A 22,281-nucleotide genomic window follows, 5' to 3' on the forward strand; every position below is an offset into this window, starting at 1 on the left:
GGCGGGAATATCACATGAAATTCAGTGAATTCTGGTTGCGCGAGTGGGTAAACCCGGCCATCAGCAGTGAAGCATTATCTGACCAAATCACCATGGCAGGCTTGGAAGTAGATGGGGTGGAACCGGTCGCTGGTGCCTTTCACGGCGTAATGGTGGGCAAAGTGGTCGAATGCGGCCAGCATCCTAACGCCGACAAACTGCGCGTCACCAAAGTCAACATTGGCTGCGGTCGCTTGCTGGATATTGTCTGCGGCACACCAAACTGCCGTGCTGGCTTGAAAGTGGCAGTAGCTACCGTGGGCGCGACACTGCCGGGTGACTTCAAAATCAAGGCGATTAGACTGCGCGGCGAACTTTCGGAAGGCATGCTATGTTCGTTTTCCGAACTGGGTATTTCCGACGACCATGATGGCATCATCGAACTGCCAGGTGACGCGTCGATCGGTACCGATATCCGTGACTATCTGCAACTAAATGACAACACCATCGAAATCAGCGTCACGCCAAACCGCGCCGACTGCCTGGGTATTATCGGCATCGCGCGTGATGTCAGCGTGCTTAACCAAATGGCCTTGACCGAACCGGATATGAGTCCTGTTGTCGCTACCATTGATACTACGCTACCCATTCGTGTTGACGCGCCTAAGGGATGCCCGCGTTATCTCGGCCGTGTGGTAAAAGGCATCAACATCAAGGCTACCAGCCCGTTGTGGATGCGTGAAAAACTGCGCCGCTGTGGCATTCGTTCCATTGATGCGGTAGTCGACGTCACCAACTACGTATTGCTGGAGCTTGGCCAGCCGATGCATGCCTTTGATCTGAACCGCATCGAAGGCGGCATCGTGGTGCGCATGGCCGAAGAAGGGGAGGCCTTGACGTTACTGGATGGCAACGAAGTCAAATTGCATGCTGACACCTTAGTGATCGCCGATCATCATAAAGCGCTGGCAATGGGGGGGATCTTCGGCGGCGAGTATTCCGGGGTAAATGATGAGACTCAGGACGTGCTGCTGGAGTGTGCCTTCTTCAACCCGCTGTCGATCACTGGCCGTGCACGTCGCCAGGGTCTGCACACCGATGCTTCTCATCGCTATGAGCGTGGCGTGGACCCCGCGCTGCAATACCAAGCGATGGAGCGTGCCACCCGCCTGCTGATTGACATTTGTGGTGGCCAGGCTGGCCCAGTGATTGATGTCACTGATGAAAATGAACTGCCCAAGCGTACGACTATTCAATTGCACCGCAAGAAGCTGGATCGCCTGCTCGGCCATGTGGTGCCGAGCGATCAGGTCAGCGATATTCTGCGTCGCCTTGGTTGCCAGGTTACCGATCAAGGCGACACCTGGTTGGCGGTTGCTCCAAGTTGGCGTTTCGACATGAAAATTGAAGAAGATCTGGTTGAAGAAGTAGTACGTGTTTACGGCTACAACAACATCCCAGACGTGCCGGTGCGCGCCGATCTGGTGATGATTAAACACCCTGAGGCTGATCTGACACTGGAACGTGTAAAGACCCTGCTGGTTGATCACGGTTTTCAGGAAGCGATCACCTACAGCTTTGTCGATCCTAAAGTGCAGGCTTTACTGCACCCTGGCGAGGAAGCACTGATCCTACCTAGCCCAATCTCGGCTGACATGTCAGCGATGCGACTATCGTTGTGGACTGGCCTGCTTTCTGCGGTGGTATATAACCAGAACCGCCAGCAAACTCGCCTGCGCCTGTTCGAAAGCGGCCTGCGCTTTGTGCCTGATACTTCGGCAAATTTGGGTATCCGCCAGGATGTCATGCTGGCGGGGGTTATCGCTGGCTATACCCACGACAAGCACTGGGATTTGGCGTGTAAGCCAGTCGATTTCTATGATTTAAAAGGGGAACTGGAATCTGTCCTTGAGTTGACTGGTAAATTATCCGAAATTCAGTTCTGGGCGGTGGCCAATCCAGCGCTGCATCCAGGGCAAAGTGCGGCAATTTATTTACACGGCGAATGCGTAGGTTACATTGGTGTGGTTCATCCAGAACTGGAGCGTAAACTGGATCTTAATGGCCGCACCCTGGTGTTCGAATTGCTATGGGACAAGGTCGCAAGGCGCGCCCTGCCTCAGGCGCGGGAGATTTCTCGCTTCCCGGCAAACCGCCGTGATATCGCTGTAGTGGTGGCTGAAAACGTCGCCGCAGCAGATATATTGGCAGAGTGTAAAAAAGTTGGCGTAAATCAGGTAGTTGACGTAGACTTGTTTGATGTGTACCGTGGTAAGGGCGTAGCAGAGGGTTATAAGAGCCTGGCTATCAGTCTGATATTGCAGGACACAGCTTGTACACTTGAAGAAGAGGAGATAGCCGCTACCGTTACAAAATGTGTAGAGGCTTTAAGACAGCGATTCCAAGCATCCTTGAGGGATTGAATCTATGGCGCTTACTAAAGCTGAAATGTCAGAATACCTGTCTGAAAAGCTTGGGCTTAGCAAACGGGATGCTAAAGATCTAGTAGAACTTTTTTTTGAAGAGGTTCGCCGGGCTCTTGAGAGCGGCGAACAGGTGAAATTGTCAGGTTTTGGCAACTTTGATCTGCGTGACAAGAACCAACGTCCGGGGCGTAACCCCAAGACCGGCGAAGACATTCCGATCACGGCGCGTCGCGTGGTCACCTTCCGTCCGGGTCAGAAGCTGAAAAGCCGGGTTGAGAACGCTAGCCCAAAAGAGTAGGTGATGTGAAACCCAAAAGGCTGCAAAAGCGGCCTTTTTCATAGCCAACCCTGAATATACCGGTATAGGTAGGATGGCCGGATAACGACAGGCCAGGATTCTTTTTCATCTATTTTTCTTGAAAACCATTGATGCCATGCTAGGCTGTCTTCGTTGCAAAGAGAACAAGTAAATAGTTATTAATGACTAAGATAAATTATTTTTAATATCAAGTTTAAATAGTAAGGTGACGGTTCCTTCTGTCAGAAAATCTAACTGATAACAATTTATATCTTAAGGTTGCGTTAAACCTGCGGTTATATAGCCCATCGGAAACGATTTTCTCTAGCGTTTAATACCAGTTAAATAAAAGAGATATACAGTGTCACCAAAATAAGCTCGATACGTCTGGGGTTAACTATGGATCAATTTTTACCTTTCTCGCGTCCCGCTATCAGCGATGAAGAAATCGCGGCAGTAGAAAAGGTACTACGTTCTGGTTGGATCACCACAGGGCCGCAAAATCAGATGTTGGAAAGTAAGTTCTGTTCTACCTTCGGATGTAAGCATGCGGTTGCCGTCTGTTCCGCTACTGCGGGAATGCACATCACCTTGATGGCACTGGGCATCAAGCTAGGCGATGAAGTTATTACCCCCTCGCAAACCTGGGTTTCCACCCTTAATATGATCGAATTGCTCGGCGCTACGCCGGTCATGATTGATGTTGACCGTGAAACGCTGATGGTCAACGCTGCCGCTGTTGAAGCTGCCATCACGGCAAAAACTAAAGCTATCATCCCGGTACACCATGCTGGCGCACCATTACAGATGGATGCGCTGCGTGCTGTAGCGGAACGCCATAATATCCCGTTAATCGAAGATGCCGCCCATGCGGTAGGTGCTCGTTACAACGGTGAGTGGGTCGGGGCGCGCGGTACGGCAATTTTTTCTTTTCACGCGATCAAGAACCTGACCTGTGCTGAGGGAGGCTTGATCGCCACCGATGACGATGCACTAGCGGATCGTCTGCGCTGCCTGAAGTTCCATGGTCTGGCTGTGGACGCCTTTGACCGCCAGCAATTGGGGCGTCGGCCACAGGCTGAAGTGGTGGAGCCGGGCTATAAATATAATCTTTCCGATATTCATGCGGCGATAGCCGTGGTACAACTGGCGCGTTTGCCTCAGTTGAATGCTCGTCGGCAGGTGCTGGCGAAACGTTACTTGCAAGCGCTTGAAGGTTCACCGTTCTTGCCTCTGGGACTGCCGGCCTACCCGCACGATCACGCCTGGCACCTGTTTATGGTACGTGTCGACGTTGGGCTCTGTGGTATTGACCGTGACCTCCTGATGGAGCGCCTAAAAGACGTGGGGATTGACACTGGCCTGCATTTCCGCGCCGCGCACACCCAGAAGTATTATCGTGAGCGTTATCCGCTACTGTCGTTGCCAAACACTGAATGGAATTCAGCGCGTTTGTGCACTTTACCGTTATTCCCTAGTATGACCGATGCTGATGTTGATCGCGTGGTCAAAGCCTTATTTTCTGTTGTGGAGCCATTACGTGTCTTGTATTGAACCAATAAAAAAAGTGTCTGTGGTCATACCTGTATACAACGAGCAGGAAAGCCTGCCTGCCCTGCTTGAACGTACCACTGCTGCCTGTAAGCAATTAACGCAACCCTATGAAATCATCCTGGTTGACGATGGTAGCAGCGATAGCTCTGCCGAGATACTGACTGCCGCTGCGCAACAGCCGGAAAGGCAGGTGATTGCCGTACTGTTAAATCGTAACTACGGCCAACACTCAGCGATAATGGCCGGTTTCAACCAAGTGACTGGTGATCTGATCATCACGCTGGATGCTGATCTACAAAACCCGCCGGAAGAGATCCCACGGCTAGTCAGCGTAGCGGAAGAAGGGTATGACTTAGTGGGCACAGTGCGCGCCAATCGTCAGGACTCATGGTTCCGTAAAAGCGCATCCCACGTCATCAACATGATGATTCAGCGTGCCACCGGCAAATCGATGGGGGACTACGGCTGCATGCTGCGAGCCTATCGCCGTCATATCACTGAGGCAATGCTGCACTGCCATGAACGCAGCACCTTTATACCTATCCTGGCAAACACCTTCGCCAGACGCACTACCGAAATTAACGTGCGCCATGCCGAACGCGAGTTTGGCGATTCCAAATACAGCCTGATGAAGCTGATCAACCTGATGTATGATTTGGTTACCTGCTTGACGACCACACCGCTGCGCTTGCTCAGCGTTGTAGGCAGTGTAGTGGCGCTTTCTGGTTTTGTACTGGCACTGGTGCTGATAGCGTTGCGCCTGCTGCTGGGTCCTGAATGGGCAGCGGGTGGGGTGTTCACCCTATTCGCGGTATTGTTTACCTTTATCGGTGCCCAGTTTGTTGGTATGGGTCTGCTGGGTGAATACATCGGCCGTATCTATACCGATGTGCGCGCTCGTCCGCGTTATTTCGTTCAGAAAGTGGTTGGTGAACAGCAGATCCACAAAATTCAGGAAGAAGAATGATGAAAGCTATTGTCTTTGCTTACCATGATATCGGTTGTGCAGGTTTGCAAGCGTTGACTGAGGCTGGTTATGATGTGCAGGCTGTATTCACACATACCGACGATTCTGGTGAGAACAACTTCTTCTCCTCCGTTGCGCATCTTGGTGCTGAGTTGGAACTGCCGGTTTATGCACCGGAAGATGTGAACCATCCACTGTGGGCTGATCGCATTCGTCAGTTGCAACCGGATGTGATTTTCTCTTTTTATTACCGTAAGTTGCTAAGCGATGAGATCCTGTCTTTGGCACCTCAGGGTAGTTTTAACCTGCATGGTTCACTGCTGCCATGTTATCGTGGCCTTGCGCCGATAAACTGGGTATTGGTGAATGGTGAAAGCGAAACCGGTGCTACGCTGCATAAAATGGTCAAGCGTCCTGATGCTGGAGATATCGTCGGTCAACACAAAGTGGCAATCGCCGCAGATGATACGGCCATTACGTTGCATAAAAAGGTGCTGGAAGCAGCACAAGAGCTGCTGAAAGAGGAATTGCCTAAGTTGGAAAACGGCACAGCCACCTTCACAGCCCAAAACGAAGCCGAAGCCAGCTATTTTGGGCGACGCACTGCCGCTGACGGCGAGATCCTGTGGCACAAATCGGCTCAGGAAATCAATAATCTGGTGCGCGCGGTTACCGAACCTTACCCAGGCGCGTTTAGTTATATCGGCCAGCGCAAGCTAATCATCTGGCGTTCCTGCGTGCTGGACATTCAGCATGATAAAAATCCTGGGACGGTGCTGAGTGCTTCTCCATTGACTATTGCCTGTGGTAAGGGTGTGTTGGAAATCGTCGCTGGTCAGAACGAAAACGGCCTTTACGTACAGGGTAGTCGGCTGGCCGATGAAATGGGCATCGTCACCGATGTACGCCTTGCTGCCAAGCCTAATACGGTGATGGAACGTCGTACCCGCGTATTGATCCTAGGTGTTAACGGCTTTATCGGCAACCACCTGACTGAGCGCCTGCTGCGCGATGATTGTTACGATATCTATGGCTTGGATATCGGCTCCGACGCCATCCGCCGCTTCCTAGATAACCCACGTTTCCACTTTGTGGAAGGGGATATTAGCATTCACTCGGAGTGGATCGAGTACCATATCAAGAAATGTGATATCGTGTTGCCGCTGGTGGCGATCGCCACGCCGATAGAGTACACACGCAACCCACTGCGTGTATTTGAGCTGGATTTTGAAGAAAACCTGAAAATCGTCCGCGACTGCGTGAAATACAACAAGCGCATCATCTTCCCGTCCACCTCTGAGGTGTACGGCATGTGCGATGACAAAGAATTTGACGAAGACCATTCACGCTTGATCGTCGGGCCGATCAATAAACAACGTTGGATCTATTCGGTATCTAAGCAATTACTGGATCGGGTCATCTGGGCTTACGGAAGCAAAGAAGGGCTGAGATTCACTCTGTTCCGTCCATTTAACTGGATGGGGCCGCGTTTGGACAGCCTGGATGCCGCGCGCATCGGTTCTTCACGCGCTATTACCCAGCTGATCCTCAACCTGGTGGAAGGCTCGCCAATTAAGCTGATGGATGGTGGGGCGCAAAAGCGCTGTTTCACCGATATTAATGACGGCATTGAAGCGTTATTTCGCATTATCGAAAACTGTGATGAATTTTGTGACGGCCAGATCATCAATATCGGCAACCCGAGCAATGAAGCGAGCATCCGTGAACTGGCGGAAATGCTGCTAGATAGCTTCAACCGCCATCCGCTGCGCGATCATTTCCCGCCGTTCGCCGGTTTCAAAGATATTGAAAGTAGTAGCTACTACGGTAAAGGTTATCAGGACGTTGAACACCGGACGCCGAGTATCAAAAATGCTCGGCGTCTGCTGGGCTGGCAGCCAACGATTGAAATGAAACAAACCGTTACACATACGTTGGATTACTTCTTGCGCTCCACCGTTCAAGAGGGCAACGGTGCATGAAGAAAGTCGGTCTGCGGGTTGATGTAGATACCTTCAGCGGCACCCGAAATGGGGTGCCGCAGTTGCTGGATCTGTTTGAGCAGTATCATATACAGGCCAGTTTCTTCTTCAGCGTTGGACCGGACAATATGGGGCGTCATCTTTGGCGCCTTTTACGTCCACAGTTCCTGTGGAAAATGCTGCGTTCGAACGCAGCTGCACTGTATGGCTGGGATATTCTTTTGGCTGGTACCGCCTGGCCTGGGCGCAATATCTCACGTGCGTTAGGGCCATTAATCAAGCGCACTGCTGAGGCCGGTCATGAAGTGGGGCTACATGCCTGGGATCATCAAGGCTGGCAGGCTAATGCTGGTCGTTGGTCTGAGGCCCAGTTGACACAACAGATCCAACTGGGCGTTGATGCTTTGAGCGCCAGCACCAAACAGCCGGTGAAATGTTCCGCCGTGGCGGGATGGCGGGCTGATAAACGGGTACTGGAGGTGAAACAGCGCTTCGGTTTCCACTATAACAGCGATTGTCGAGGTACTTACCCATTTAGACCGGTACTGAGCAACAACCGACTAGGTACGGTGCAAATTCCTGTCACGCTGCCCACTTTTGATGAAGTGATTGGTAGCGAAGTCAGTATGGCTGGCTTTAACGACTACATCCTGAAGGCGCTCGAAAATGATCGCGGCGTGCCGGTATACACCATTCATACCGAAGTGGAAGGGATGGCGCGGGCGGCGATGTTTGAACAGTTATTGCAGCGGGCGCAGCAGCAGGGTATTAAATTCTGTCCGCTGAGCGAGATGCTGCCACAAGATTTAGCATCATTGCCATTGGGCCACATTAAGCGTACTTATTTCCCTGGCCGCGAAGGTTGGTTGGGATGTCAAACTGAAGTAAAGGAAGATTGATGAAGGTGCTGAAAGAAAAATGGGCAACATTGCTGGCCATTTTTTTTACTCTGGCTTATTTAATTCCGCTAAATGACCGTCTGTTGTGGCAGCCGGATGAAACCCGCTACGCCGAAATCAGCCGTGAAATGCTGCAACGTGGTGATTGGGGGGTACCGCACCTGTTGGGGTTGCGCTATTTTGAAAAGCCGGTAGCCGGATACTGGTTCAATAACATCAGCCAATGGCTATTCGGCGACAATAATTTTGCGGTGCGTTTCGCTTCAGTATTTAGTACCGGAATAACAGCCCTGTTGATATTTGCTCTGGCGAAGCTTATGTGGCGCGATACGCATCGCGCCTACCTATCAGTATTAATTTTCTTATCGATTGTGTTGGTATTCAGCATCGGCACCTACAGCGTGCTCGATCCGATGATTACCGTGTGGCTGACAGCGGCGATGGTCAGTTATTATCTGACGCTGAAAGCGACCTCAGCCAAAGGTAAGCTAGGCGGCTACGCGCTGCTTGGGTTAGCCTGCGGTATGGGCTTTATGACCAAAGGATTCCTAGCGCTGGCAGTGCCAGTGATTGCGGTGATCCCGGTAGTGATCCAACAGCGGCGCATCAAAGATCTGTTGCTCTTTGGGCCGGTAGCGATCTTGGTGGCGCTATTACTCAGTCTACCTTGGGCGCTGGCTATCGCCCAGCGAGAGCCAGACTTCTGGAATTATTTCTTCTGGGTAGAACATATCCAGCGCTTCGCTGAGGATAATGCTCAACACAAAGCACCGTTCTGGTATTATTTGCCGATTTTAATGGCGGTGGTGTTGCCGTGGCTGGCATTGCTGCCGGGAGCGTTGCTCAAAGGTTGGCGCGAACGGGAGCAGCGACCAGAACTGTTCTTCCTGCTCAGTTGGGTAATGATGCCCCTGATCTTCTTCAGCGTTGCCAATGGCAAGCTACCGACCTACATTCTGCCGTGCATGGCACCGTTGGCACTATTGATGGCTGCCTATGCGGAGGATGCTGCCAAGGCGCTGCGCAGAAAAGTATTCAAGGTCAACGCACTGTTGAACGGGCTGTTTGGTCTGATTGGCATGGTAGTGCTGCTGCTGGGCCTTGGCCTGTTTCCCAAGGTGCAGTTGTTTAGCCCTCAAGAATGGCAGAAAGGTGTGATTGGTATTGTCGCTTTTGGCGGCTGGCTGCTGTTCGCGATTGTTTCCGCAAGCGACAAAGTTCAGCGGTGGCGCTGGGCAGCGGCTTGCCCGCTGCTACTGTGTCTGCTGATCGGTTATGCCATTCCGCAACAGGTGACCGATTCGAAGTTACCGCAGAGTTTTATTCGCGCTAACAGGGCAGAGCTGGAGCACAGCCAATACGTGCTGACCGACAGCGTGGGTCTGGCCGCTGGCTTGGCCTGGGAACTAAAGCGCAGCGACGTACTGATGTTCAGCCACAAAGGGGAGGTCGCCTACGGCTTGGAATATCCAGATGCCAAAGGTCATTTTATCAGCGATGCCAGCTTCCCACAGTGGTTGTCACAGGCGCGTAAGCAGGGAAATCTGTCGTTGGTTTTGCAGTTTTCACGCGGAGAAAGCCTTGAACAACAGCACCTGCCTGCGGCCGATAAGGTTCAGGTAATGAATCGCCTGGCATTGGTTTGGTACAAACAGCAGCTATGATTGGTTTTCTGTTAGTGATAGTGGTTAGCTTGCTCACTTGTGGTGGGCAGCTATGTCAGAAACAGGCGGTGCACTGCTGGCAACTACCTGCTGAGGTGCGGCTGAAGAAGACTCTGTGCTGGCTGGCATTGGCAGGATTACTGCTGGTGCTCGGCATAGTGGTATGGCTCAAGGTGTTGCAGCATCTGGCGATCAGCCTGGCTTACCCACTGCTCAGCCTCAACCTGGGGCTGGTGACACTGGCAGCGAGCTGGTTGTTTGATGAAGCTACCACTGTACGCCATTGGTGTGGCGTAGTCTCGATTATGCTGGGGATCTTGCTGATGAGCGTGCACCCATCATGAGGGGATATTTCTGGGGAGCCGCCAGCGTGCTGCTGGTGACGCTGGCGCAGTTGTTGATGAAGTGGGGCATGGCACAAATTCCACTACTCTCCTTTGCCAGCCTCACACCAGCGTTACTAAGTGAGTACGAGTTGCCGCTATTGGTGGTGAGTGGCGGTATCTTTGGTTATGCGCTATCGATGCTGTGCTGGTTCTTTGTGCTGCGTAATATTTCACTTAGCCGTGCTTATCCTTTGCTGAGCCTCAGTTATGCGCTGGTTTATTTGGCGGCGGTGATGTTACCGTGGTTTAACGAATCCTCAAGTGTGCTGAAATCTTTGGGGGTGCTGTTAATTCTGTTTGGCGTTTGGTTGATTAGTAGCAATGCTATTGCTAAAGCATCTGAACAGGGCTAATCGGGCATGATTACCGGCAATTGCCTGTGAGCGCGGCTGCTGGACACATGGGAGACAGCCTATTATTTCCTTTGCAGAATTTGCATTTTTTCTCGTGTAGCAGGGCGTTGTTGAATAAATCGAACATTTGGCCGGCACGAGGATCAGATCACTCTCCTTCTGTCAACATAGCGACATTCCGTGGCCCAGAAAAAGTTCAACATCACCAACTGGAAGGATTATAACAACGCCATTATCACTCGGGGTTCACTCACTTTCTAGGTGGATGAAACGGCACTTCACGCCTGGTACTATCTGCCAGAGGTACCGTAAAATCAAAGTCGCCTCGGCGGATCGGGCTTAGGATACGCGAGTGAGTCATGATGAGTTAAGGGGCAAGAAGCTCAAGGCGTTAATACCGCCCAGAAGCGGAGCCCGTTATTGGTCGGCAGACTATGCAGAGCGAAATCAAGCGGTGGCGAACCAGCGCGTTACCGGAGACAACACACGGTGGAAAAGTATGACAAGCTACCACCGACCAGCGCTAGCGTTTTCAACTCGGCATATTCTTGCTGGGTCAGCGGCTGAACTTCCATCATCAGTGAACTGAAATGGGTGCTGATCGCCCGGATATACTGGCGGAAATAGTTCATGCCGACTTTGGCCTGATGCTCACTGGTGACCAACAGAAGGTGTTCAAAACCCAGCGCCTTGATGGCCAGGCATTCACGTTCTATTTCTGCCGCGTCCAGCGTTTTGCGCTTCATGCGATTGCTCATAGAAAAGCCACAGTAAGTACAGTTGTTGGCGCACAGATTGGACAGATATAGCGGCACGTAGAAGCTGAATACATGGCCAAAGCGCTGTCGCGTCAACTGCTTCGCGCGCTGAGCCAACGGCTCAAGATAAGTGGCGGCGGGAGAAAGCAGCTCCATAAAGTTTTCGCGCGTCAGATTGTCTACGCTCAGAGCCTGCTCCTCCACGTCGCATGCAGTTTTGCTGTTGATACGTAGCGAAAGGTCGTACCAATTCAATTGTTGCCAGTGGTTACGGAAGTCATCGGCCATTACGGTGTTTCCTCAGACTGGCTGAGAAATGCGGTCAGCGGGCTGGAAGCGACAGCGTGACGCTGGCTGCTACCTAGTCCGGCCTGACGTGCTAGTTCACGGGCGTCCAGCGCCAAACGAAACGCCAACGCCATTTGTACCGGATCGCGTGCTACAGCGATGGCAGTATTCACGATCAGCGCATCGGCCCCCAGCTCCATCGCTGCCAGCGCGTGGCTTGGTGCACCAATACCGGCATCAATGACGATAGGTACTCTAGCCTGTTCGATAATGATCTCAATGAAGTCACGGGTGCGCAGGCCACGGTTAGAGCCGATAGGCGCGCCAAGTGGCATTACTGCCGCACAGCCTACTTCTTCCAACTGCTTGCACAGCAACTGATCGACACTGGAGTAAGGCAGCACCACAAAGCCGTCTTTCACCAGGGTTTCTGCCGCTTTCAGTGTCTAGATCGCGTCTGGCAGCAGGTATTTTACATCGGGATGGATCTCAAGTTTTACCCAGTGGGTGCCGAGCGCTTCACGCGCCAGCCGGGCGTCGAATACCGCTTCGTCTGCGGTTTTAGCACCGGAAGTATTGGGCAGCAGATGCACACCCAACTGCTGAAGCGGTGCCAATATGGTGTCATTACCGCCGCGCAGATCGACGCGTTTAATGGCTAGGGTCACCAACTGTGATCCTGAGGCGCGCAGAGCTTACAGCATGAGCGCCGGGGTAGCGAACTTGCCTGTGCCGGTGAATAGGCCTGAGGTAAAGGTAGTTTCGGCGATTTTCAGCATGTCAGCCTCCAGCAATCGCTTGAAACAGAAGGATATCATCGCCGTCCTGTACCAGATGGTAAGGCTAGTCGGTGCATGGGATGATGGTTTGATTGATCGCTAAAGCGCTACCCGGCTGGTAGCGTTCCAGTTGCTCAAGTAGGGCGGTAACACTGAGCGGCTGTGTCAGCTCCAGCGGCTGATCATTGAGTAAGATCTTCATATCTAGCCTCTGCATATCGGGCAGTCACTGGCTTGGCTGAGCTGTAGAGTACTCCAGTTTTGCTGTTTATCGTCGAACAGGCGCAGCTTGCCGCTGAGCGCTGAAGGCACGCCTGCTAACGTTTGGATGGCTTCCAACGCCTGCAAGGTGCCGATCACTCCAACTACCGGGCCCCAAGTACGCCCACGGTGCGGCAGCTACGCTGTGGCTCGGTTTGTTCAGGGTATAAGCAGGTGTAACAGCTGCCCCTCTAGCCTTTGTGCCAGCGGAATGGATTTTACTAGTGGGTTCAGCGCTTGTAACTGACGTTGTGCCAGTACGGCTTTGCCTTTAACGGTGTCAGTACTGTTGTAGAGGATCTGGCGTTGCAGGTTAGTGACGTGCAGCTTGTCATTGTCGGCTAACAGCAGCGTACCAACGCCAGCAGCAGCTAGATACAATGATGCCGGGGAACCTAGCTCCCCTAGGCCGACGATCAGTACCGTCGCGCGTTTGAGCTTTTCCTGACCTTCTGGGCCGATGTCCTCCAGTAACAACTGGCGGCTGTAGCGTAGGAATTCTTGATCGTTAAGCATCAGACACCCCGCCCTCAATCATCCGCAACAACTCAGCTGAAGCCGCGCGCCAATCCGGTGCCTTGGTAATGGCACTCACTACCGCCACGCTGCCAACGCTGCTGGCACGCGGTCGAGGTTGATCCCACCGATCGCTACCGTCAGGTATCCAGGCAGCCTGGCTGATATGGCGTTTTAGCGCGCTCTATCCCTGTGGCGTTGAGGGCATGTTTTTGGTCTGGGTCGCAAAAGATGTGCCCCAATGCGATATACGAGGGTTTTAGCGCAATAGAGCGCGCCAGCTCGGCGTCATCATGGGTAGATAACCCAGCCGCAGCCCAGCACGATGAATGGCCAGCAAATCGGCGCTATCCAAATCTTCCTGGCCGAGGTGTAAACCATAGGCACGGTGTTTGATCGCCAGTTACCAGTAATCATTGATGAACAACCGCGCCCGATATTGCTTACCCAAAGCGATGGCAGTGGCGGTATCCTCTTCCACCTGTTCACTCGGCAGATCCTTAATGCGTAGTTGAAGCGTAGTGACGCTAGCATCTAGCAGACGGGCGATCCATTCAACGCTGTTGACCACTGGGTACAATCCCAATTTGGGTGGCGTGTCGGGGAACTCTCCATGCCGCTTAACTGTACTTCGATCGGTTGGGCAACCTCCTGAGCTGCGGCATAATAGCGCACCTCCTGCGAGATTTTCATGGAGCAGAACTTCGGGCCGCACATGGAACAGATATGGGCTACCTTAGCGGATACCTTTGGCAGGGTTTCATCGTGGTAGGCACGGGCAGTGTCAGGATCAAGCACCAGGTTGAACTGATCTTACCAACGGAATTCGAAGCGGGCTTTGGACATGGCGTTGTCGCGGATTTGCGCGCCCGGATGCCCCTTGGCCAGATCGGCGGTGTGGGCGGCGATCTTATATGTGATTAACCCTTGTTTTACGTCTTCTTTGTTCGGCAGACCGATGTGCTCTTTTGGCGTGACGTAGCACAGCATAGCGCAGCCGAACTAGCCGATCATCGCTGCACCGATGCCGGAGGTGAAGTGGTCATAGCCGGGAGCGATATCGGTGGTCAATGGGCCGAGGGTAAAGAATGGCGCTTGGTGGAAGTGCTATAGCTCTTCGTTCATATTGAGGCGGATCATCTGCATCGGGACATGTCCGGGGCCTTCAATCATCACCTGTACATCGTATTCCCAGGCTATTCTGGTCAGTTCGCCCAGGGTGTACAGCTCAGCGAATTGCGCTTCATCGTTGGCGTCCTGAATCGAACCTGGAGGCAGGCCATCGCCGAGCGATAGCGAAACGTCATAGGCGGCGCAGATCTCACGGAAATTCTGATACAGGAAATTTTCCTTATGATGTGACAGACACCATTTCGCCATGATCGACCCGCCACACGAGACGATGCCGGTCAAACTTTTGGCGGTCATCGGCACATAGCGCAGCAGCATCCCGGCGTGAATAGTAAAGTAATCAACCCCTTGCTCCGCCTGCTCCAGCAGCGTATCGCGGAATATCTTCCAGGTTAGGTTTTCCGCTATGCCGTTGACTTTCTCCAAAGCCTAATAGATCGGTACCGTACCAATAGGCACCGGACTGTTACGCGGAACCCATTCGAGAGTTTCGTGGATTTAGCGGCCAGTAGATAGATCCATCACGGTATCTGCGCCACAACGGGGGTAGAGCATACCAGTTTCTCCACTTCTTCTTCGATTGATGAACTCACCATCGAATTGCCGATGTTGGTGTTGACCTTCACCAGAAAATTGCGGCCTATGATCATCGGTTCTGATTCCGGGTGGTTGATATTGGCAGGAATGATGGCACGGCCAGCGGCTACTTCCTGACGTACGAACTCTGGCGTAATGTTTTCCGGCAAATTTGCCCCCCAACTTTGGCCGGGATGTTGCTGGCACAGCACCTCGCTGCGGATGCGATTACGCCCCATATCGCGGATGGCGATAAACACCATCTCCCGGGGTGACAATGCCGGTGCGGGCATAGTGCAATTAGGTCACGACTTGCCAGCCTGCGCGCAGTTTGGCAGGCCAGCGTGCACGTCAGCGGTGCTAGCGGGTCACCGTAGTAGGGGCCAGCAGTGTCATACACCGGAATGGCTTAGTTCTGCTGGTACTGCGGGGTATCCGTGTTATTACTGATCAATGTTGGGCTGAGCTGGATTTCGCTCATCGGCACCTGTACGTCGCTGCGCGAGCCTTGCAGATAGATACGGCGTGAATTGGGAAAAGCCATCCCTTGCAGGGTATCGATAAACTGCTGGGCGGCTTCGCGTTGCGCTTTACGGGGGCTGGGGTTCTTAACGTTAGACATAGCAATTTCCTTACAGTGTGTTGGGTTGGGAAAGTTGCTTGCCTGGAGTTCGTAAGGAGTAATGATGTTGGTCGGAGCGGCAGGAGCATTCCAAATCGGGAGAAATCCTGCATGTGGCTGTAGATTACTCTTGTTGCCTTCGCGGGTACTAACCCGATCAGGTTCCGCGGATCCCGAACTAACGGTCTCAGCCCGGCCAATTTGTTGAATAAATCAGGCGCTAGGCACTCCGACAAGATGCCCCATTATTAGGAGGGAGAATAAAAACTACAAGCTTATCCTCAGTATATTGCAAGGCATGAAATCTATCGGCATGCCCAAGCGTGGCACCGTGATGTGCAGAATAATGTACAATGGTGGGTAGATGATTAAGGGAGCCTCATAAATGAATGAGTTGAAGAACGATCGTTACCTGCGTGCGCTGTTGTGTCAGCCGGTCGATGTGACCCCCGTATGGATGATGCGCCAGGCTGGTCGTTATTTGCCAGAGTACAAGGCGACCCGCGCCAAGGCCGGTGATTTTATGTCACTTTGCAAGAACGCGGAGTTGGCCTGTGAGGTAACGCTGCAACCGCTACGCCGTTATGCGCTGGATGCCGCAATTCTATTCTCCGATATTCTCACCATTCCCGATGCCATGGGGCTTGGGCTGTATTTCGAAACCGGCGAAGGTCCGCGCTTTTCTTCCACGATTGCCAGCCGCGCCGATGTAGACAAATTGCCGCTATTCGATCCGGAAGTGGAATTAGGGTACGTGATGAATGCCGTGCGTACCATCCGCCGTGAACTGAAGGGCGAAGTGCCATTGATCGGCTTTTCCGGTAGCCCGTGGACGCTGGCGACTTACATGGTAGAAGGCGGTAGCAGCAAGGCGTTTACCAAGCTGAAGAAGATGATGTACGCCGAACCAGCCACGTTACACCTACTGCTCGATAAGCTGGCGGACAGCGTGATCCTGTATCTCAACGCCCAGATCAAGGCTGGTGCGCAGTCGGTGATGGTGTTTGACACTTGGGGCGGCGTATTGACTGGCCGTGATTACCGTGAGTTCTCACTGCACTATATGCACAAGATCGTCGACGGCCTGCTGCGTGAAAACGATGGCCGCCGAGTGCCTGTCACATTGTTCACCAAGGGTGGCGGCCAGTGGCTGGAAGCAATGGCATCCAGCGGTTGCGATGCGTTGGGCTTGGACTGGGCCACAGATATTGCCGATGCGCGCCGCTGCGTGGGCGATAAAGTGGCGCTACAAGGCAATATGGACCCATCGATGCTCTATGCCACGCCGGAACGCATCGGCCAAGAAGTGGAAACCATTTTAGCTGGCTTCGGCCATGGTGAAGGCCATGTGTTCAACTTGGGCCACGGCATTCATCAGGACGTGCCGCCGACCAACGCTGGCGCGTTCGTTGAGGCGGTTCATGCTCAGTCGGCGAAATACCATTGTTAAGGATTGGACGTGATAGATACCAAAGCACTACGTGCTGAGCAGCGATGGCGCGCCGCTGAAATCATTCGCTACGATAACTTTTGGTTGATCCGCCAGCGCTTATCGCTGGTGCAGATGTGGGCTTTCAGCGGGAAAGAGCAGTAACACGCGCAGCTATTGCTATTCTGCGCTATCCGTCGCTGGAACTGGTGGAATATCAGGTCGTCCGCATTGCCACTACCATGCCCTATATTCCTGGTTTCTTGTCGTTTCGCGAATCCCCCGCGTTACTAGCCGCTTGGCAGCAACTGCGGCAAAAACCCGATCGGATCTTCGTCGATGGGCACGGCATCTCGCACCCGCGCCGTCTGGGGGTGGCCAGCCATTTCGGCCTGCTGCTCGATGTGCCAACCATAGGCGTGGCCAAAAAGCGGCGGTGCGGCGAGTTTTCCCCGCTGGAAGACAAGAGGGAACAGTTGGGGTGGGTATGGCGCGTTGCAATCCGCTTTTTATCGCCACTGGTCACCGCATCAGCGTTGACAGCGCATTGTCTTGGGTGCAACGCTGCATGGCGGGCTACCGCATACTGGAACCCACGCGCTGGGCCGATGCCATCGCTTCTCGTCGCCCAGCCTTCCAGCACTGGCTAAAGCAGCATCTAGAGATGTTGCAATGAGCGATTTCGGGTACACTGCGGGGCAATTAACGCGTAAGAGAGTAAATAATGCTACGTAACCCGATTCATCTACGTCTGGAAAGGTTGGAAAACTGGCAACATTTGACCTTTATGGCGAGTTTATGTGAGCGTATGTATCCAAATTACCAGATGTTCTGTCAGCAAACCGCGTTCAGCGATCCGGCAATTTACCGCCGCATTCTGGATTTGGTCTGGGAGACGTTGGTTGTCAAGGATGCCAAGGTCAACTTTGATAGTCAGCTAGAGAAGTTGGAACAGGCGATACCCTCCGCAGAAGATTACGATATTTATGGTGTTTACCCAGCGATCGACGCTTGTATCGCATTAGGGGAATTGATCCATTCACGTCTCAGCGGGGAAACGCTGGAGCACGCCATCACCATCAGCGAAACGTCAATTCGTACCGTGGCGATGCTAGAAATGACGCAGGCCGGTAGAGAAATGACAGACGATGAGTTAAAAGTTTTGCCTGCGATAGCGGAAGAATGGGACATCCAATGGGAAGCTTTTCGTCTGTTGGCCGATTGTGAAGAGCGTAATTTGTATATGATCAAAGGGTTGCGATATGACCTCCGAGAAGCCGCAATAAGCAATATTGGGGTGAATTTGGCGTAATAAGGCAAAAAAACGTGATTTAACGTCTGATTTGTCATGTTTTAAAGCTTCACATCCCCACCCAGTCTGGTCTACATTTGGAAGGGGCATTGAAAAAAGTGGCCATCGGTGCGTGTATGCAGGAAAGTACTGTCAATCAGCATATCCGTCGCACTCGGTGCTTTGCAAACGATAAATACACTGTAAGGATAACTTATGAACAAGACTCAACTGATTGATGTAATCGCGGATAAGGCTGACCTTTCCAAGGCACAAGCTAAGCTGGCTCTGGAATCCACTTTGGTTGCTATTACTGAATCTCTGAAAGAAGGTGATGCAGTACAATTGGTTGGTTTCGGAACTTTCAAAGTAAACCATCGTAGCGAGCGCACTGGTCGCAACCCACAAACTGGGAAAGAAATTAAAATCGCTGCTGCCAACATGCCTGCGTTCGTTTCTGGCAAGGCACTAAAAGACGCAGTGAAGTAGTTTGGTGAAAAGATTTAACAGAGGGGCAACATTGCCCCCTTTTGTTTATTCGCCAGATGCTCGTGGCTGCAGGCATCGCTGTCTGCCCGAGTGCCTGCAACTTCCATCCCTATATCCCCCGCTTTACTGCCAGCGGCTTGGTGGCCGATCAGGGGGTCATTCGCCTGTGGCGTAAAAAAGATGACGAGCAGCATAGCGCACAGGTGTTGCTAAGCGTCTACAGCCCCTACCGCAGGGCTGGTACTGTCACCAGGCTTGTATGAATACAAAACGGCGTACTGCGCCAAATCAAACGAAGATCAGGCGATCAACGAAATGCGTTGCATCGAACATCTGCTGCAACGCCAAATGGATGCGCTCATAGTCTCCACTGCCTTGCAGCCGGAGCACCCGTTCTATCAACGCTGGGCCAATGGCTCGTTACCGATCATCGCCTTGGATCGTGCGTTTGATCCTCAATATTTCATTAGCGTAGTGGGAGCCGATCAGGGAGACGCCTATGCGCTGGCGCAGGAACTGCGCACTTTTATACCTGGGAGCGCTACCTGAGCTTTCTGTCAGCTTCCTAATGTGAACAGGGGGTCAGTGAGGCTTGGAAGGGTGATCCGCGCCACGTCGATTATCTCTATGCCAGCAGTTATGAACGTGAGGCTGCTGGTGCGCTGTTTGCCGAATGGCTCAAAACGCATCCAATGCAGCAGGCGTTGTTCACCACTTCGTTCTCTTTATTACAAGGGGTCATGGACGTCACGCTGAAGCAATATGGCCGTTTGCCGACCGATTTGGCGATCGCCACCTTCGGCGATTATGAACTGCTGGACTTTTTGCAGTGCCCGGTGCTTGCGGTAGCATAGCGTCACCACTATGTGGCTGAGCGGGTGCTAGAGTTGGTGTTGGCCAGCTTTGATGAACCGCAAAAAACCAAGCCAGGTTTAACCCTTATCCGCCACAGCCTATTCCACCGTGGTAGCCTCATCCGCAAATAATCCATATAAACAGAAATTCATGGCCACCCTGATTGTTTAAACATATTCTCGCCAAACAATTGCTATACAGTAGGCTTATCGCATCATCGTGACATCGTCTGCTTAACAGCGCAGATGCTCCATAAAATCGCTACATAAAACGGGTAACTGGATGCTGAAGTAAGTAGGCGGTGTCCGGCAATGGCACGTGAGCGTCGCTAGCGGTCATTGGAAACTGGCCGTGAGGTGTCGATGGTCAAACTCAACGGATCGTCACCGAAGGCATCTTCAAATGGCCCCAGCCCTTCGGGGCTGCGACGCCACCACAGTCAATGACTGGACACAGCCTAGCCGATTCGATGCGCTTGCGTAATAGGAATTGGCCGCGTAGTCAAATGGCACACAGGAAGCGGATCACGGTATTTGCCATTATTGATTGCGTTTGGTTGTTGATCTCATTTTTTTGTGTTTACTTGCAGTGTATCTAACTAATCTATTGATTTAAAATGATTCAATATCTTAATTTTGGTGATTTATTGTTCTTGTCGCCATTGCCTCCGAGTAAAATGTGGCGCGCAGGAGATAAATACCTGCGCCAAATAGTAGATCACTGTAAGGAACTCAATCCGGTTTGAGCGATCTGATCAATCGCCAAACATCACAACCCCTCACAACCGGACTGAGTAATGCCGAACATAGCACCCATACCCCGACATGAACGACGTCAGATACAAAAAATTATCCAGAAAACACCAGATAAAAATTATGCCAGACGCCTTATCGCCATGTTGATGTTACACCGTGGCTACACGCTGAATTACCTAGGTAAAACCTTATGTGCCGCTGTCGGACGATGGGTTAATTTGTTCACATTGGGCGGCTATGAAGGATTGGCAAGCCTTTCACCTGGACGCCCCCGAAAATGGCCCACGGAGGCGATGTTGAAGATGCTTGATTTGCTCGTTCAGCGTTCTCCATAGGACTTTGGCTATCTGCGCTCTCGGTGGAATACTGAGATGTTAACGATTGAAATTAATAAATTATTTAACTCAACGTTACATCCTGGCTCACTTCGGCGCTGGTTGCCGAGAGCCGGTATTGTGTGGCGTAGAGCGGCTGCAACATCCCGTCTTTTACGAAGATGAGGTAGACATCGATATGAACCCTAAAATAGGTGCTGACTGGCAGAAAAAGGGTCAACAAAAACGCATCACGACACCGGGACAGAATGAAAAGCATTACCTCGCGGGTGCCCTTTATGCAGGAACCGGAAGAGTTGATTATGTCAGTGGAAACCATAAAAACTCGGGTTTATTCATTAGCCTGTTACGCAAGCTGAGAAGCACATACCGAAGTGCCAAAACCATTACGCTGATTGTCGATAATTACATCATTCATAAGAGTAAAGAAACGTTGAGCTGGTTGCGGCGCAACCCGAATTTTATTGTCATTTATCAGCCAGTTTACTCTCCATGGGTAAACAGGATAGAGCTCCTATGGTTGGCTTTATATGAGACAGTCACACGCAATCACCGTTGCCGGACGAGATGGCAATTGCTAAAAAATATGGGTCATTTTATGAAAGCCGCCTCACCGTTACCAGGCAATAAACCTGGCTTAACGAAAGTGGAGCGGTATTAGGCGCAGGTATTTAGTTTTGACTAAAATCCCGGCCAAGATACCGAACCCGGTCAGCCAGTCGCCAACAATCACCAAATTGCCATTCTCCCGAACCCAATCGGCACCCAGTCCGGGCGGTGTTGGCTAGCCTCACAGAGGGCTTCCCAGGTGGCCTCATCGGTGACGGGGGTGATCCACAGTCAATCGGGCCAGAGTGTGAGCTGCAACGGCGCACCGAGTCCAAAACCCAGCTCGGCCAGCGTAGCGCCTGCAATCGTGAGCTCCGGGATCGGTTCAGGAGTAAAGGTGATGTTATGCGGCGTCCTCCGGGGTTGGCTCGATGCGGATAATCAGCTTCCCCGGTTCAGTGAGCACCTCGATCTTCTGCCCGGTGGTAAAACCGAGTGGCTCCAACCAACGCCCCTTGAGGGTCAGTTGTGGCGTCGGGTTCGGCTTGCCGCAGTTGGTACGGTAACCAACCACGCTTTTACGCGCTTGGGTTGTGGCGGATTGTGACGCAGAATCTGCTCTAGCCATGGTAGCTACTCCTATTAGTTGCGGTGGTTAGCGGGTTGTCGGTGTTCCAGCACCTTCAGCCCGAGTACTGGTTAACTCTCTTCTTTAGTCGCTCCTTGCGTAACAGGACTCACGGCACCCGTAACCTGGTTCTTGATGATCATCGCGTCCAGCAACTCCCGGATCACATCCTGCTCATGCTGTGGCATCCGTGAAATCGTCTCGAACTGGTAACGTAGCTGTCCAACTGGGCTGCGTTCCTGTTCATCAAAAACCAACATGTCTGCACTGACACCGAGCGCAATCGCCAGCCTGCGTATTACATCTAAGGTAGGTTCTGAGTTGCCGCCTTCATAGCGCCGGATCTGTAAAACCGCTACGCCAGTCATATTAGCAAGAGTCTGCTGCGTGAGTCCACGCGCCTTGCGCGAGGTGGTAAGCCGCTCAGGGAACTGCATATTAAGAAACCAGGTTGTTGAACCAGGTTGTTGAACTTGATATCACTATACGTCCCCCTTTAGAATGGCTTGTT

At 52.3% G+C, this 22,281-nt stretch carries 16 protein-coding genes, 10 pseudogenes and 1 riboswitch; of the genes and pseudogenes, 17 read left to right on the top strand and 9 right to left on the bottom strand.

Annotated features, from left to right (window positions below; all coding sequences use genetic code 11):
- The first annotated feature begins 14 nt into the window (after window positions 1-14).
- The 10 genes from pheT (at window position 15) to AACL06_RS10230 (ending at window position 11,097) form a co-directional block, all read left to right on the top strand.
- A complete protein-coding gene (pheT, locus tag AACL06_RS10185) occupies window positions 15-2,402 on the top strand; it encodes a phenylalanine--tRNA ligase subunit beta (protein WP_339037140.1) in 2,388 nt (795 codons plus the stop codon).
- A gap of 4 nt (window positions 2,403-2,406) precedes the next feature.
- Window positions 2,407-2,703 carry an integration host factor subunit alpha gene (ihfA, locus tag AACL06_RS10190; RefSeq protein ID WP_339037142.1) on the top strand — a complete coding sequence of 99 codons (297 nt, stop codon included), beginning with the start codon at window positions 2,407-2,409 and terminating at the stop codon, window positions 2,701-2,703.
- A gap of 399 nt (window positions 2,704-3,102) precedes the next feature.
- Window positions 3,103-4,257, top strand: coding sequence for a UDP-4-amino-4-deoxy-L-arabinose aminotransferase (gene arnB, locus AACL06_RS10195; RefSeq protein ID WP_339037144.1), 1,155 nt, complete (start codon window positions 3,103-3,105; stop codon window positions 4,255-4,257).
- Window positions 4,244-5,224 carry an undecaprenyl-phosphate 4-deoxy-4-formamido-L-arabinose transferase gene (gene arnC / locus AACL06_RS10200; protein ID WP_339037147.1) on the top strand — a complete coding sequence of 327 codons (981 nt, stop codon included), beginning with the start codon at window positions 4,244-4,246 and terminating at the stop codon, window positions 5,222-5,224. Before arnB ends, arnC begins: the two co-directional genes overlap by 14 nt.
- On the top strand, window positions 5,224-7,206 hold the full coding sequence (gene arnA, locus AACL06_RS10205) for a bifunctional UDP-4-amino-4-deoxy-L-arabinose formyltransferase/UDP-glucuronic acid oxidase ArnA (protein ID WP_339038415.1): 1,983 nt from the start codon (window positions 5,224-5,226) through the stop codon (window positions 7,204-7,206). Before arnC ends, arnA begins: the two co-directional genes overlap by 1 nt.
- Window positions 7,203-8,105, top strand: a complete 903-nt coding sequence (gene arnD, locus AACL06_RS10210; protein WP_339037149.1) for a 4-deoxy-4-formamido-L-arabinose-phosphoundecaprenol deformylase — start codon at window positions 7,203-7,205, stop codon at window positions 8,103-8,105. Before arnA ends, arnD begins: the two co-directional genes overlap by 4 nt.
- Entirely contained in the window at window positions 8,105-9,769 is a 1,665-nt protein-coding gene (gene arnT, locus AACL06_RS10215; protein ID WP_339038417.1) for a lipid IV(A) 4-amino-4-deoxy-L-arabinosyltransferase, read from the top strand. The genes arnD and arnT overlap by 1 nt, the downstream gene beginning before the upstream one ends.
- Window positions 9,766-10,113, top strand: coding sequence for a 4-amino-4-deoxy-L-arabinose-phosphoundecaprenol flippase subunit ArnE (arnE, locus tag AACL06_RS10220; protein ID WP_339037151.1), 348 nt, complete (start codon window positions 9,766-9,768; stop codon window positions 10,111-10,113). Before arnT ends, arnE begins: the two co-directional genes overlap by 4 nt.
- Window positions 10,110-10,508 carry a 4-amino-4-deoxy-L-arabinose-phosphoundecaprenol flippase subunit ArnF gene (gene arnF / locus AACL06_RS10225; RefSeq protein WP_339038419.1) on the top strand — a complete coding sequence of 133 codons (399 nt, stop codon included), beginning with the start codon at window positions 10,110-10,112 and terminating at the stop codon, window positions 10,506-10,508. Before arnE ends, arnF begins: the two co-directional genes overlap by 4 nt.
- Before the next feature lie 352 nt (window positions 10,509-10,860).
- The gene (locus tag AACL06_RS10230) at window positions 10,861-11,097 is read left to right on the top strand and encodes a hypothetical protein (RefSeq protein ID WP_425336912.1); all 237 of its coding nucleotides are present in this window, start codon (window positions 10,861-10,863) and stop codon (window positions 11,095-11,097) included.
- On the opposite strand, the pseudogene thiH reads toward AACL06_RS10230, so the two are convergent.
- The 6 pseudogenes from thiH to thiC all read right to left on the bottom strand — a co-directional run.
- Window positions 11,021-11,554, bottom strand: a pseudogene (thiH, locus tag AACL06_RS10235) (2-iminoacetate synthase ThiH); the annotation flags it as partial. The gene AACL06_RS10230 and the pseudogene thiH sit on opposite strands and share 77 nt — an antisense overlap.
- Window positions 11,554-12,333 (bottom strand): annotated as a pseudogene (locus AACL06_RS10240) (thiazole synthase). The pseudogenes AACL06_RS10240 and thiH, both read right to left, overlap by 1 nt.
- A gap of 1 nt (window position 12,334) precedes the next feature.
- A pseudogene (thiS, locus tag AACL06_RS10245) lies at window positions 12,335-12,535 on the bottom strand (sulfur carrier protein ThiS).
- Window positions 12,536-12,537: 2 nt separating this feature from the next.
- A pseudogene (locus AACL06_RS10250) lies at window positions 12,538-13,110 on the bottom strand (HesA/MoeB/ThiF family protein).
- A pseudogene (gene thiE, locus AACL06_RS10255) lies at window positions 13,103-13,696 on the bottom strand (thiamine phosphate synthase). Before thiE ends, AACL06_RS10250 begins: the two co-directional pseudogenes overlap by 8 nt.
- Window positions 13,645-15,439, bottom strand: a pseudogene (thiC, locus tag AACL06_RS10260) (phosphomethylpyrimidine synthase ThiC). Before thiC ends, thiE begins: the two co-directional pseudogenes overlap by 52 nt.
- A gap of 117 nt (window positions 15,440-15,556) precedes the next feature.
- Window positions 15,557-15,681, bottom strand: a riboswitch (TPP riboswitch).
- 143 nt (window positions 15,682-15,824) lie between these two features.
- Between thiC and hemE the strand changes: the two are divergent.
- From hemE to AACL06_RS10295, 7 genes and pseudogenes are all read left to right on the top strand, one after another.
- Window positions 15,825-16,889: a uroporphyrinogen decarboxylase gene (gene hemE, locus AACL06_RS10265; RefSeq protein WP_339037153.1), complete on the top strand. Its 1,065-nt coding sequence runs from the start codon at window positions 15,825-15,827 to the stop codon at window positions 16,887-16,889.
- Between the two features lie 116 nt (window positions 16,890-17,005).
- Window positions 17,006-17,544, top strand: a pseudogene (gene nfi / locus AACL06_RS10270) (deoxyribonuclease V).
- Window positions 17,545-17,592: 48 nt separating this feature from the next.
- On the top strand, window positions 17,593-18,180 hold the full coding sequence (locus AACL06_RS10275; protein ID WP_339037155.1) for a YjaG family protein: 588 nt from the start codon (window positions 17,593-17,595) through the stop codon (window positions 18,178-18,180).
- A gap of 195 nt (window positions 18,181-18,375) precedes the next feature.
- A complete protein-coding gene (hupA, locus tag AACL06_RS10280; RefSeq protein ID WP_339037157.1) occupies window positions 18,376-18,648 on the top strand; it encodes a nucleoid-associated protein HU-alpha in 273 nt (90 codons plus the stop codon).
- A 56-nt stretch (window positions 18,649-18,704) separates the two neighbouring features.
- Entirely contained in the window at window positions 18,705-18,911 is a 207-nt protein-coding gene (locus AACL06_RS10285; RefSeq protein WP_339038421.1) for a DUF1481 domain-containing protein, read from the top strand.
- A 28-nt stretch (window positions 18,912-18,939) separates the two neighbouring features.
- A pseudogene (locus AACL06_RS10290) lies at window positions 18,940-19,634 on the top strand (substrate-binding domain-containing protein); the annotation flags it as partial.
- 665 nt (window positions 19,635-20,299) lie between these two features.
- Window positions 20,300-21,254 (top strand): annotated as a pseudogene (locus tag AACL06_RS10295) (IS630 family transposase).
- Here AACL06_RS10295 and AACL06_RS10300 read toward each other — a convergent pair.
- The 3 genes and pseudogenes from AACL06_RS10300 to AACL06_RS10310 form a co-directional block, all read right to left on the bottom strand.
- Window positions 21,231-21,544 (bottom strand): annotated as a pseudogene (locus AACL06_RS10300) (hypothetical protein). The pseudogenes AACL06_RS10295 and AACL06_RS10300 sit on opposite strands and share 24 nt — an antisense overlap.
- 1 nt (window position 21,545) lies before the next feature.
- The gene (locus AACL06_RS10305; RefSeq protein WP_339037159.1) at window positions 21,546-21,770 is read right to left on the bottom strand and encodes a SymE family type I addiction module toxin; all 225 of its coding nucleotides are present in this window, start codon (window positions 21,768-21,770) and stop codon (window positions 21,546-21,548) included.
- Between the two features lie 71 nt (window positions 21,771-21,841).
- A complete protein-coding gene (locus AACL06_RS10310) occupies window positions 21,842-22,207 on the bottom strand; it encodes a helix-turn-helix transcriptional regulator (RefSeq protein WP_339037162.1) in 366 nt (121 codons plus the stop codon).
- Between the last annotated feature and the right edge of the window lie 74 nt (window positions 22,208-22,281).

The organism is Serratia symbiotica (Periphyllus acericola) (assembly GCF_964019515.1).
Lineage (GTDB): Bacteria > Pseudomonadota > Gammaproteobacteria > Enterobacterales > Enterobacteriaceae > Serratia > Serratia symbiotica_D.

Coding starts and splice junctions, on each gene's coding strand:
- arnT (WP_339038417.1), top strand. CDS start 8,105: ATGAAGGTGCTGAAAGAAAAATGGGCAACATTGCTGGCCATTTTTTTT.
- ihfA (WP_339037142.1), top strand. CDS start 2,407: ATGGCGCTTACTAAAGCTGAAATGTCAGAATACCTGTCTGAAAAGCTT.
- hupA (WP_339037157.1), top strand. CDS start 18,376: ATGAACAAGACTCAACTGATTGATGTAATCGCGGATAAGGCTGACCTT.
- arnE (WP_339037151.1), top strand. CDS start 9,766: ATGATTGGTTTTCTGTTAGTGATAGTGGTTAGCTTGCTCACTTGTGGT.
- hemE (WP_339037153.1), top strand. CDS start 15,825: ATGAATGAGTTGAAGAACGATCGTTACCTGCGTGCGCTGTTGTGTCAG.
- arnB (WP_339037144.1), top strand. CDS start 3,103: ATGGATCAATTTTTACCTTTCTCGCGTCCCGCTATCAGCGATGAAGAA.
- arnD (WP_339037149.1), top strand. CDS start 7,203: ATGAAGAAAGTCGGTCTGCGGGTTGATGTAGATACCTTCAGCGGCACC.
- AACL06_RS10305 (WP_339037159.1), bottom strand. CDS start 21,770: ATGGCTAGAGCAGATTCTGCGTCACAATCCGCCACAACCCAAGCGCGT.
- AACL06_RS10310 (WP_339037162.1), bottom strand. CDS start 22,207: ATGCAGTTCCCTGAGCGGCTTACCACCTCGCGCAAGGCGCGTGGACTC.
- pheT (WP_339037140.1), top strand. CDS start 15: ATGAAATTCAGTGAATTCTGGTTGCGCGAGTGGGTAAACCCGGCCATC.
- arnF (WP_339038419.1), top strand. CDS start 10,110: ATGAGGGGATATTTCTGGGGAGCCGCCAGCGTGCTGCTGGTGACGCTG.
- arnA (WP_339038415.1), top strand. CDS start 5,224: ATGAAAGCTATTGTCTTTGCTTACCATGATATCGGTTGTGCAGGTTTG.
- AACL06_RS10275 (WP_339037155.1), top strand. CDS start 17,593: ATGCTACGTAACCCGATTCATCTACGTCTGGAAAGGTTGGAAAACTGG.
- AACL06_RS10285 (WP_339038421.1), top strand. CDS start 18,705: ATGCTCGTGGCTGCAGGCATCGCTGTCTGCCCGAGTGCCTGCAACTTC.